The sequence below is a fragment of the Amycolatopsis sp. NPDC049252 genome, from assembly GCF_043197175.1.
GTDB lineage: Bacteria > Actinomycetota > Actinomycetes > Mycobacteriales > Pseudonocardiaceae > Amycolatopsis.
Genome location: NZ_JBICSQ010000006.1, coordinates 19,055 through 31,004 on the forward strand (window position 1 = coordinate 19,055; position 11,950 = coordinate 31,004).

The window sequence follows — 11,950 nt, forward strand, 5'->3', positions numbered from 1 at the left end:
GGTTTCCCCGTGGAGGCCAGCAAGCAGCACCGGACGGGCCCGCTCTCGAACACCACCGAGAGCGGGCGCTCCGCCAATGCCGGGGGAACCCTCTCCGCCGTCGGGCGGCTCATCGAGCGGGCGGACGCGCTGTACCTGCGCGCGCCCGAACTCGCACTGGTACTCGGCGAGCGCGCGGCCGCGCTGTCCGAGGCCGCCGGGGCCGACGAGCAGTGGATCCGGGCCGAAAGCCTGGTCGTGTCCGCGCGCGTCCGGCTCGGCGACCGGCCGGCCACCGTCGGCCGCGCGGTCGCGGCCCTGCGCGCGGCCGAGCACGCCGGCTACGGCGACATCGCCGCCCGGCTGCGCATCGACCTCGCCGTGTGCGCCCGCAGCCTGGGCGTGCCGCTGACCGGGCTGGCCGCGCTGCGCCCGGTGCTCACCGACCCCGTCGTTTCCCCGGTGCACCGCGCTTCGGCGCTGACGCACCTGGTCGGCTGTCTCGCGCAGATCGGGCGGAAGTCCGAGCTGGACCGGGTGCTCGTCGAGGCCGACAAGCTCGTGCTGGGCGACGACTCGCTGGGCGCCGACACCCAGCTGCTGGTGCGCGCGCTGCTGCGGGTCGGCACGGCCGCCCACCGGCGCCGCCACGGCGACCTGACCGCGGCGGCCGACGCCGCCCGCACCGGGCTCGGCTTCCTGGAGAAGCTCGACAACCCGGCCGACGACGGCGGCCTCGTCCGGATCCGCCTGGTTCTGCTGCTGGTCAGCACGCTGCTCGACCGCGGTGACAGCGACATGGCGTACGAGATCGCCGAACCGATGCTGGCCGAGCCGGTCCGCGCGGCGGGCATCGCGCCCGCGAGCTGGCTGCGGCTGGCCGTCGCGACCCGGATCCACCTGCCGTCGGGCTCCGGCGAAGCCGCCATCGAGATGGTCCGCGAAGCCGTCGCGAGCACCGACCGGCACGGCCTGTCCGCCGTCACCGCGCGGCTGTGGCTGGAGCTGGCGCAGCTGCACGAACGCTTCGGCCAGGCCGAAGAAGCCATCGCCTGCCTGTACCGCTCGCGCGCGGCCGAGCAGCTGCACGCGCGAGCCCGCCGGCAGGCGTGCAACGTGCTGGCCGGCGAGTTCGGGACCGGCGAGCCGGCCTCGATCGACCTCGACGAGGTGCTCAAGGCGGTGCCGTCACGGCCGGTCCCGGTCGTCGCGGCCGAGCCCGCCCCGGTCGCGCCCGTCGCCCCGCAGCCCGAACCGCCCCGTCCCGCGGCGCCGGCGTGGTCGTTCGGGAACCGCGAAGAGCAGGCACCGGCGCCCGCGTGGTCGTTCGAGCAGCCCCGCGTGACCGCCGACGCCGCCGAGACCTCGCTGATCCCGGCGGTGCGCGACGAACCCGCGCCGCCCCCGGCCCGGCGACCGGACCCCCGGGTGCGCCCGGAGCCGGTGGCCGTCGAACGGCGTCCCGAGCCGGCCCCGGCCCGCCCGGAGCCCATCGAGGTGCGGTCCGACCGGCCCGCGGAGCCCGGGTTCCGGCCGGAGCCCGTCGAGGTCCGGCCCGCCGCGGTGCGCTCTGAACAACCCGCGGCGCGCGGCCACCGCTCGGAGCCGGTCGACGGGCGATCCGAGCGGCCTGCCGAGCCCGAGTACCGTCCCGAGTCCATCGAGGCGCGGTCCGAGCGGTTGGCGGCGCCTGGACGTCGCCAGGAGCCCGCCGAGGCGCGGTCCGAGCGACCCGAGCCCGTCGAAGTGCGGTCGCAGCCGCCGGCCGAAGCCCGGCCCGGACGGCGGGCCGCGCCGGAGCCGCGGCTGGACCCCATCGAGGTCCGGTCGACGCCGGAACGCCGGCCCGACCCCGCGGATCCGCCGTGGCGGCGGACCGGTCTCGAACCCCGGCCGGAGCCGGTCGAGGTCCGCGCCGAACGCCGTCCCGAGCCCGACTTCCGGCCGGAGCCGGACGAGACCCCGGCGGAACGCCGCGTCGAGCCCGACGGGAACGGGAAGACCAAGTTCTCCTGGGCCGCCGTCGCGGAGGCCCGGCTGCGGGAGACCGCCGCCGAGCGCGAGTCGGCGCCCACCCGCATCACCCCGGCGCTGCCGCTGGCCCCCGAGCCGGCGGCCGAGCGGGAACCCGTGCGTCGCGAACCGCAGCCGTCGACGCGGCACGACTCCGAGCACGGCTCCCAGTCGGTGCTGGACCGGCTCGGGATCTCCGCGTCGGGTAGCGGCGGTGGTGGCCGCGGCCGCCGCCGGGCCGAGGACGCCGACAGCCCGCGCGAGGAACCGCCCCCCGCGCGGCCCAAGGAGGAACTCGCGCCGGCGCCGCGTCCCGAGGACTACAGCGACGACGCCGAGCCGTGGCTGCCGCGGCTGCGGATGCCGCCGTCGCTGGAGCCGATGGAGGACTTCGGGAACTGGACGCCCGCGACGGCACCGTTCCCGGAGAGCTACGCGCGCGCCATCTCCGAAGACGAACCACCGCCGGACGCCGGTCTCGCCGACCTGCTGGCCCGCGCGCTCGCCGAGCACCAGGCGGGCACGGCCAGCGCCGCCGCGCTCGTCAAGCAGCTGGGGTCGCAGGACAACGGCAGCCGCCGCAACGGGCACGGCCGCAACGGCCACGGCGCCGAGGTCGCGGACTCCCGCCGCCACGGCTCGTCGGACTGACCCGGTACGCCGCGAGCCGGGCGGATCCGGCAAATCGGTTACGCGGTACGCCGTTCAGTCGGTGAGACGCCCGGTTTCGTCGCCCATCTGCCACGCCGCCGGAGAAGTGGGATGCGTCGCACTTCGCTGTCGGTGACCGGCCGTCACCGCTCGCCGAACGGCGCGGTGCCCCTCTCCGGCGGGGTCAGCTGAACCGATCACGTAGCCCTTGCCCCGGGTGACGGCCGCCGCGTTGGGCTGGTCAGCGCCGCACGGAGGCCCGGAACACAACCCGCCGGTAGCTTTACCGATCACGGGAATCCGCAGGCCCATAAGGGTTTTCCCGCGCTCGGGAACCTCCGGGTCTTCGTGTGCGCTCCGCTCCCGGCGGATTAGTGTGGGGTCGCCGGAGTTCAACGCCGAACCGGCGCGGTGTCACCCCACGCACTTGGAGAGTTGCCTCGAATGAGCTCGACCGGAGTCTCGTCCCCACCCGGAACCGGAGCCGCCACCGAACCCGAGTTCGGTACCTCGCGCTCCACCGTCAGCCCGGAACAGATCAGGGACGACCTGATCGACGCCGCTGCCGGGCTGGCCCCGGAGATCGGCGAGCTCATCCGGCTCTTCTACCGGCACATCCCGGCCGAGGAGATCGTCGGCGACGAGCCGGTGAACCTGGTCGGCGCGGTCCGCTCGCAGCTGCAGCTGGCCAAGTCGCGGATGCCCGGCCGCCCCGCCGTGCGGCTGCTCAACCCCACCGTCGCCGAGGACGGCTGGGCCCGTGAGGCCACCGTGGTGCAGGTCGTCACCGACGACATGCCCTACCTGGTCGACTCGATCGCCGCGGAGTTCGCCCGCGACGGCGTGCAGGTGCAGCGGATCGTCCACCCGATCGTCGTGGTCACCCGCGACCTGACCGGTGAGCTGCAGGAGGTGCACCCCGACGCCGACCCGGGCGAGCCGCCCGCGAACTCGGCCGCCGAGTCGTGGATGTACATCGAGATCGACTTCGTCACCGACCCGAACCGCGCCCGCGAGCTCGACAACCGGCTCGCCAGCGTGCTGGGCGACGTCCGCGAGGTCGTCGAGGACGCCGACAAGATGGCCCAGACCGCCTGCCAGCTCGCGAGCGAACTGGAGACGGACCCGCCGCGGCTGCCGGCCCACGAGATCGCCGAAGGCGCGCGGCTGCTGCGCTGGCTGGCCGACGGCCACTTCACCTTCCTCGGCTACCGCCGCTACGAGCTGGTCGAGAACCCGCACCCGGACTCGGACGACCCGGCCCTGCGCGCCGTCCTGGCCTCCGGTCTCGGCGTGCTGCGCCAGGACAGCCTGGCCGCGCGCGGCCTCACCGCGGGCCCGGACACCGCGACGTCCGCGCTCGCGCCGTCGCTGCTCGTGCTGACCCAGGCGAGCGCGCCCTCGACCGTGCACCGGCCGGTCTACCCGTACTACGTCGGCGTGAAGACCTTCGACGCCGACGGCACGGTGACCGGCGAGCACCGGTTCCTCGGCATGTTCACCACAACCGCGCTGCACGAGAACGTGCTGGACATCCCGGTGGTCTGCGACCGCGTCCGCGAGGTCATCCACCGCGCCGGGTTCCCCATGGAGTCCTTCTCCGGCCAGCGGATGCTCGAGGTGCTGCAGAACTGGCCGCGCGCGGACCTGTTCTCCGCCGACACCGATTCGCTGTACTCGACGACGACCGGCGCGATCACGCTGTCGGACCGCCGGCGGCTGCGGCTGTTCCTGCGCCGCGACCCGTACGGCCGCTTCTACTCCTGCCTCGTCTACCTCCCGCAGGACCGGTACACGACGCGCTCGCGGCTGGCGATGCAGGAGGTCCTGCTCGAGGAGCTCGAAGGCACCCAGCTCGAGTACAGCGCGCGCATCGGGGAAACCGTGCTGGCGCAGGTGCACTTCATGGTGCACACCGATCCCGCGCGGCGGCTGGAGCCGGACACGCCGCGGATCCAGGACCGGCTCAACGACGCCGTCCGCAGCTGGGACGACCGGATGGTCGAGGCCGTGCTCGACGAACGCCGTGAGCGCTCCGACGGCGGTGTCGCGGTCGGCGTCCTCGGTGAGGAGTCGGCGACCGAGCAGGGCCAGCGCTACGCGAGCGTCTTCCCCGAGGGCTACAAGGAGGACTTCTCGGCCGGCGAGGCGCTGGCCGACCTCCGCGCGCTCGACTCGCTCAACGACGAGGGCGACCTCGCGCTGTCGTTCTACCTGCCGGCCGACGCCGAGCCGGGCGAGCGGCGGTTCAAGCTCTACCTGCGCGGCGAAGGCGTGACGCTGTCGAAGGTGCTGCCGGTGCTGCAGGCGATGGGCGTCGAGGTCGTCGACGAGCGGCCGTACGAGCTGCACCGCGAAGACGGCGGCCCGTGCTGGATCTACGACTTCGGCCTCCGCATCAGCCAGAAGATGCTCGGCAAGCAGGCCGACGACGCCGCCGTCACCGAGCTGCGCGACCGGTTCCAGGACGCCTTCCGGGCCGCCTGGCGCGGCGACGCCGAGGTCGACGGCCTCAACGGTCTCGTCCTGCGCGCCGGGCTCACCTGGCGCCAGGCCGCCGTGCTGCGCGCGTACTCGCGGTACCTGCGCCAGGCCGGCAGCGCGTTCTCCCAGGACTACATCCAGAACACGCTGCTGAACCACACCGACGTCGCCACGAAGCTGCTGCGGCTGTTCGAAGCCCGGTTCGACCCGCACCTGTCCGACGTCGACCGCGACGCCGCGACCGAGGGCCTGGCCGCCGAGCTGAACGAGATGATCGACGAGGTCACCAGCCTCGACGAGGACCGGATCCTGCGCCGCCTGACGGCCGTCATCCGCGCCACCCTGCGGACGAACTACCACGTCACCGACGCCGACGGCGCACCACGGCCGTACCTGGCGATCAAGCTGGACCCGAGCGGCGTGCCCGACCTGCCCGAGCCGCGCCCGCGGTTCGAGATCTTCGTGTACTCGCCGCGCGTCGAAGGGGTGCACCTGCGTTTCGGCGAGGTCGCGCGCGGCGGCCTGCGCTGGTCCGACCGCCGGGAGGACTTCCGCACCGAGATCCTCGGATTGGTCAAGGCGCAGGCGGTCAAGAACGCCGTGATCGTGCCGGTCGGCGCGAAGGGCGGCTTCGTCGTGAAGCGCCCGCCGGTCGCGAGCGGCGACTCGAGCTACGACCGCGACGCCCAGCTGACCGAGGGCATCGCCTGCTACCGCATGTTCATCTCCGGCCTGCTCGACCTGACCGACAACCGCGTCGAGGGCAAGACCGTGCCCGCGCCGGGCGTCGTCCGGCACGACGCCGACGACTCCTACCTGGTCGTCGCGGCCGACAAGGGCACCGCGAAGTTCTCCGACATCGCCAACGAGATGTCGGCGCAGTACGGCTTCTGGCTCGGTGACGCCTTCGCCTCCGGTGGTTCGGTCGGCTACGACCACAAGGCCATGGGCATCACGGCGAAGGGGGCCTGGGAGAGCGTCAAGCGGCACTTCCGCGAGCTGGGCAAGGACACCCAGACCGAGGACTTCACCGTCGTCGGCATCGGCGACATGATGGGTGACGTCTTCGGCAACGGCATGCTGCTGTCCGAGCACATCCGGCTGGTCGCGGCGTTCAACCACATGCACGTCTTCCTCGACCCGAACCCGGATGCCGCTTCGACGTTCGCGGAGCGCCGCCGGCTGTTCGACCTGCCGCGCAGCTCCTGGGACGACTACGACCGCTCGCTGATCAGCGAGGGCGGGGGCATCTACCCCCGCTCGGCCAAGTCGATCCCGGTCAGCCCGCAGGTGCGCGAGGCCCTCGGCCTCGACGCCGACGTCACCGCGCTGGCGCCGATGGACCTGATCCAGTCGATCCTGCTGGCGCCGGTGGAACTGCTCTGGAACGGCGGCATCGGCACCTACGTCAAGGCGGAGAACGAGACCCACGCCCACGCCGGCGACAAGGCCAACGACGCCATCCGCGTCGACGGCAAGCAGCTGCGCGTCCAGGTCTTCGGCGAGGGCGGCAACCTGGGCCTGACCCAGCTCGGCCGGATCGAGTTCGCCCGCGTGGGCGGCCCGGACCACACCGGCGGCAAGATCAACACCGACGCCCTGGACAACTCGGCCGGCGTCGACTGCTCCGACCACGAGGTCAACATCAAGATCCTGCTCGACCACCTGGTGCAGACCGGGAAGCTCGAGCAGGCCCAGCGCAACGAGCTGCTGGAGGAGATGACCGACGAGGTCGGCGCGCTGGTGCTGGCCGACAACTACCGGCAGAACGCGGTGCTCGGCGTCAGCCGGGCGCACGCCGGGCCGATGGTTTCGGTGCACGCGCGGCAGGTGCAGGCCCTGGTCGCCGCGGGCGCCTTCGACCGCAAGCTCGAAGCACTGCCGAGCAACTCCGAGTTCCGCGAGCTGGAGAAGGCGGGCAAGGGCCTCACTTCGCCGGAGCTGGCGACGCTGCTGGCGCACGTCAAGCTGGAGCTGAAGGACGAGCTGCTGGCCAGCGACCTGCCCGACTCGCAGGTCTTCGCGAGCCGGCTGCCGGAGTACTTCCCGAAGCCGCTGCGCGAGCGGTTCGCGCCGGCGATCGGCGAGCACCCGCTGCGCCGCGAGATCATCACCACGCTGATCGCCAACGAGGTCGTCGACGGCGGCGGCATCTCGTTCGTCTACCGGCTGATGGAGGAGATGAACGCGACGGCGACCGACGCGGTGCGCGCGTACGCCGTCGTCACGCGCGTGTTCGACCTCCCGGCGCTGCGCGACGAGATCGACGCGCTGGACAACGTCGTGCACACCGACCTCGCCGACGAGATGGTGCTGGAGACGCGACGGCTGCTCGACCGGGCCGCGCGCTGGTTCCTCACCAACCGGCCGCAGCCGCTCGCGCCGCTGGCGGAGATCAACCGCTTCGGCCGCGTCCTCAACGCGCTGGTGCCGAAGATCGGCGACCTGCTGCGCGGCCGGGAAGCGGAGACGGTGCAGGCGAAGACCGACGAGCTGATCGCCGGCCACGTCCCGGCCGGGCTCGCCCGCCGGATCGCGCTGCTGCTGCACACCTACGGCCTGCTCGACGTCACCGAGGTGGCGGAGCTGGCCGAGCAGCAGATCGGCGTGGACGCGACGCACAGCCCGGCCGAGACGGCGGAGCTGTACTACGCCCTTTCGGCGCACCTGGACGTCGACAAGATGCTCACCGAGATCAGCGCGCTCGAACGCGGCAACCGCTGGCACGCCCTCGCCCGGCTTTCGCTGCGCGACGACGTCTACGGCTCGCTGCGGGCGATCACGCTGGACGCGTTGCGGCACAGCGACCCGGGGTCGTCGGCGGACGACAAGATCGCGCAGTGGGAGAAGACCAACTCGTCCCGGCTGCAGCGGGCGCGGGTCGCGCTCGACGAGATCACCAAGTCCGGCCGGCTCGACCTGGCGACCCTTTCGGTGGCGGCCCGCCAGATCCGGAGCACGGTGCGGTGACCTACGTTTCGCTGGTCCGCCCGCGCTGGACGGACATGGACGTCTACGGGCACGTCAACCACGCCAAGATGGTGACGCTGCTCGAAGAGGCCCGCATCCCGCTGCTGTTCGAGGGGGCCGTCTCGGCCGGGCTGGAGCAGCTGCCCAAGGGGATCGTCGTGGTCAAGCTCGCGGTGGCCTACCGCAGGCCGATCGTGGTGTCCGGGCAGGAGCTCCGCGTCGACATCGACCTGACCGAGCTGAAGGCGGCGAGCTTCACGCTGTCCTACCGCGTGCACGGCGGGCCGGCGGAGTCGGACCCGGTCGCGGTCACCGCGGAGACGGTGCTGGCGCCGTACGACACCGTCGCGTTGCGGCCGCGTAGGCTCACCCCGCCCGAGTCGGAGTTTCTGAAGCAGGGGTTCGCGGATGCCTGAGTTGCTGGTGCCGGACGCGGCGGACCGGGAGACCCTCGGTGCGTTCGTCGCCCGCGCGGTCCGGCTGGACGGCCAGACGGCCGTCCGGCTGCGCCAACGCGGTGACGGGGTGGTCGAGGCGTGGACGGTGACGCCGTTCGAGTGCCTGGCGACCCGCGCGGTGGCCGGCGACGTCACCCCCGGCGACGTCACGGTGTCCGGCAACGAGCTGCTCGCCGCCCTGACGGTCGCGGGCGGGCCGCGGATGGACCCGGGCCCGGCCCGTGACCTGCTGTGGCACGGCGAGCTGCCGCCGACCGGCCGCTGGCAGCTGGTCGACGAGCTCCCGGCGCACGTCGTGGCGGAGCTGGCCGACCGCGGGGTCACGCTGGCCCGCGACAACGCCGGCCCGCACGGCAACCCGCCGGCGTCGCTGATGGACCAGGCGGTGCTCACCGTCAGCGGCGGCTCGCTGGAGGTCAAGGTCCAGATGCGCTGCCTGTTCGCGTTGTCCGGCATGGGTTTCGTGGACTCGGGCGTCGAGGGCGACGTCGTCCGCGTGACGGCGACGGACTCGTGGCTGCGCCTGGACGCCCGCTACGGCGCGATCCTGCGCCGCCGCCACGCCCTGCTGCCGCTGCTGTTCTGACGGAGTTCTTACGACTGTTCTCCCGGCGGCCGCCGGTCCGCGCGATCGGTGGCACCCTGGAGCCATGACCCCGGACGACGACCCGACGGCGGACTTCCTCGACGAGGTCCGCGCGGACGAGACGCCGTGGCGGCGCGACCGCCGGCCGGGGGAGCAGGCGCCGGAGCGCGCCGAGCGACCTGAGAGGTGGGGCCGCACGCGTGCGGCGGGCCGGGCGGCTGCCCAGGCGGCGCCCTACCTCCAGGCCGCGGCGCTGGTGGCGTGGCTGGCGAGCGGGGCTTTCGACGACGGCTCGGGTTCGGGTGACCAGGGCGGTTGACAGGGCCGTGACCGATTGGTTACAGTCCGCGCCTTCCCGGCGGAGGTGAGCCAGTTGATGAGGTTCCCGGCGTTCACCGTGACCGTGACCCGCGAAGCCGGCGTGTGGACCGCCAAGGTGACCGACGGCCTCGACGGCGCCGCGGGCGAGTACAGGCAGTTCGGCGACGTCGACCCCGGCATGCGGAAGATCGTCGCGAACCTGACCGGTCTCCCCACCGAGCGGTTCCACCTCCGATGGCGCTACGAGTTCGACGACGCGGACGCGACCGACCTCGTCCTGCAGTACCAGGAGGCGGACAAGGTCGCCGAAGAGGTGGCTCGGTGGCGCGAAGAGGTCCGCGCCCGGCTGGTCACGACGCTGAACGGGCAGATCCCGCAACGGGCGATCGCCGACCTGGTCGGCCTGTCCCACCAGCGCGTCAACCGGATCACCCACGGTTCCGTGCCCGAAGCGGCCGAAGTCGTCAAGCCGGGCACCTGGATTCCGCGCGTTTAGACCAGCCAGGCGGCAGAGTCGGCGGGCAGCTTCCCGTCCACCAGCGGGCTGCTCGACAGCAGGACCTCTCCCGGCGGCAGCGCGATCGGACTGGCCGACGTGTTCAGCGCGCACACCAGCCCGCCACCCCGGCGCCGGAACGCGAAGCACCCCGCGGGTGCGCCGTACCACTCCAGCTCGTCGCCGCTGAACGCCGAGTGCGTCTTCCGCAGCTCGATCGCCGCCCGGTACAGGGAGAGCGTCGAGTCGGCGTCTTCTATCTGCTTCTCGACCGTCAGCTCGGCCCACTCACCCGGCATCGGCAGCCAGGTGCGCGGGTTGCGGGAGAACCCGAACGGCGGCAGGTCGCCCTCCCACGGCAGCGGCACCCGGGAGACGTCTCGGCCGAACTCGGCGCCGCTCGTCTTCGCACGTGGGTCGGCCATCTCGTCCAAGGACAGGTCGACGTTCGCCAGGCCCAGCTCTTCGCCGTTGTACAGGTAGACCGCGCCGGGCAGGGCCAGCTCGACCAGCGCCATCGCCCGGGCACGGCGCACGCCCTGCGCCCCGCCGCCGTAGCGGCTGACCTGGCGCCAGACGTCGTGGTTGCTCAGCGTCCAGGTCGCCGGGGCACCGACCTTCGCCGGGACCGTCAGGGACCGCTGGATCGCCGTGCGCATGGCGTCGGCGTCGAAGTGGGTGAGCACCAGGCGGAAGTTGAACGCCAGGTGCAGCTCGTCGGGCCGCAGGTAGCGGGAGAGGCGCTCCTCGTCGGTCACCCAGATCTCGCCGACCGCCATGGTCTCCGGGAACTCGTCGAGCACCTTGCGGATCATCTGGTGGATCTCGTGGACGCCGTCGTAGTCCCAGCGCGGGTCGTAGTAGTGGGTCGGGGTGAACCCGCCGGCCCGCGGATCCATGTCCGGCAGGCCCGGCGGCTTGGCCATGCCGTGCGCGACGTCGATGCGGAAGCCGTCGACCCCGCGTTCGAGCCAGAAGCGCAGGGTGCGCTCCAGGTCGGCGGCGACCTCCGGGTTGGCCCAGTTCAGGTCCGGCTGCTGCGGGGCGAACAGGTGCAGGTACCACTGGCCGTCCGGCACCCGGGTCCAGGCCGGGCCGCCGAACGCGCTGACCCAGTTGTTCGGCGGGTCCTCGCCGCGCGGGCCGACGCCGTCGCGGAAGACGTAGCGCTCGCGCTCCGGGCTGCCCGGCGCCGCCGCCATCGCCGACTTGAACCAGGCGTGCTGGTTGCTGGTGTGGTTGGGCACGACGTCGACGGTGACCTTGATCTTGCGCTTGTGCGCCTCGGTCAGCAGGACGTCGAAGTCGCCGAGGGTGCCGAACATCGGGTCGACGTCACGCGGGTCGGCGATGTCGTACCCGTGGTCGGCCATGGGGGAGCGGTAGAACGGCGTCAGCCACAGCGCGTCGACGCCCAGCAGCTCCAGGTAACCGAGCCGGGACCGGATGCCTTCCAGGTCGCCGACGCCGTCGCCGTCCGAATCGGCGAACGAGCGCACGTAGACCTGGTAGAAGACGGCTTCCTGCCACCAGCTCCCGGGTCTCATCAGACGAAGCTGTTCATCATGCTGTGCGCGGCCATCTCCAGGTAGGCCCACAGCTGCTGCCGGTAGGGCTCGTCGAGGTTCTCCTCGTCCACCGCGATGCGGATGCAGCGCAGCCACGCGTCCCGCTCGATCGGCCCGATCTTGAACGGCGCGTGCCGCATCCGCAGCCGCGGGTGCCCGCGCTGGTCGGAGTAGGTGTGCGGGCCGCCCCAGTACTGCATCAGGAACAGCCGGAAGCGGTCCTCGGCCGGGCCGAGGTCCTCCTCCGGGTAGAGGGGGCGCAGGATCTCGTCCCGCGCGACTTCCTCGTAGAACCGCCCGACGATCCGGCGGAACGTGGGTTCGCCGCCCACCGCTTCGTACAGGTTCGCCGGTTCGCTCACTGCAGACACGCCTCCATTTTGCCCTTCCCGTAAAGGTTCCCGACGCCCGGTACCGCTCGTTC

8 protein-coding genes are annotated in these 11,950 nt (G+C 72.7%); 6 read left to right on the plus strand and 2 right to left on the minus strand.

What is annotated here, in order from left to right; all coding sequences use genetic code 11:
- Nucleotides 1-9 precede the first annotated feature (9 nt).
- The 6 genes from ACGFMK_RS11165 to ACGFMK_RS11190 all read left to right on the plus strand — a co-directional run bounded on the left by ACGFMK_RS11165 (nucleotide 10) and on the right by ACGFMK_RS11190 (nucleotide 9,958).
- Nucleotides 10-2,643 (plus strand): hypothetical protein, encoded by a 2,634-nt coding sequence (locus ACGFMK_RS11165; RefSeq protein WP_392760597.1) that lies wholly within the window; start codon nucleotides 10-12, stop codon nucleotides 2,641-2,643.
- Nucleotides 2,644-3,087: 444 nt separating this feature from the next.
- A complete protein-coding gene (locus ACGFMK_RS11170) occupies nucleotides 3,088-8,097 on the plus strand; it encodes an NAD-glutamate dehydrogenase (protein WP_392760599.1) in 5,010 nt (1,669 codons plus the stop codon).
- Nucleotides 8,094-8,513, plus strand: coding sequence for an acyl-CoA thioesterase (locus tag ACGFMK_RS11175; RefSeq protein WP_392760601.1), 420 nt, complete (start codon nucleotides 8,094-8,096; stop codon nucleotides 8,511-8,513). The genes ACGFMK_RS11170 and ACGFMK_RS11175 overlap by 4 nt, the downstream gene beginning before the upstream one ends.
- Entirely contained in the window at nucleotides 8,506-9,141 is a 636-nt protein-coding gene (locus ACGFMK_RS11180; RefSeq protein WP_323336474.1) for a hypothetical protein, read from the plus strand. The genes ACGFMK_RS11175 and ACGFMK_RS11180 overlap by 8 nt, the downstream gene beginning before the upstream one ends.
- A 64-nt stretch (nucleotides 9,142-9,205) precedes the next feature.
- Nucleotides 9,206-9,460 (plus strand): hypothetical protein, encoded by a 255-nt coding sequence (locus ACGFMK_RS11185; RefSeq protein WP_392760604.1) that lies wholly within the window; start codon nucleotides 9,206-9,208, stop codon nucleotides 9,458-9,460.
- Between the two features lie 57 nt (nucleotides 9,461-9,517).
- Nucleotides 9,518-9,958 (plus strand): hypothetical protein, encoded by a 441-nt coding sequence (locus ACGFMK_RS11190; protein WP_392760606.1) that lies wholly within the window; start codon nucleotides 9,518-9,520, stop codon nucleotides 9,956-9,958.
- On the opposite strand, the gene ACGFMK_RS11195 is transcribed toward ACGFMK_RS11190, so the two are convergent.
- Both ACGFMK_RS11195 and ACGFMK_RS11200 read right to left on the minus strand, forming a co-directional pair.
- On the minus strand, nucleotides 9,955-11,505 hold the full coding sequence (locus tag ACGFMK_RS11195; protein WP_392760608.1) for a glycoside hydrolase family 13 protein: 1,551 nt from the start codon (nucleotides 11,503-11,505) through the stop codon (nucleotides 9,955-9,957). The two genes, ACGFMK_RS11190 and ACGFMK_RS11195, sit on opposite strands and share 4 nt — an antisense overlap.
- Nucleotides 11,505-11,888 carry a globin gene (locus ACGFMK_RS11200; protein WP_392761065.1) on the minus strand — a complete coding sequence of 128 codons (384 nt, stop codon included), beginning with the start codon at nucleotides 11,886-11,888 and terminating at the stop codon, nucleotides 11,505-11,507. Before ACGFMK_RS11200 ends, ACGFMK_RS11195 begins: the two co-directional genes overlap by 1 nt.
- Nucleotides 11,889-11,950: the final 62 nt, after the last annotated feature.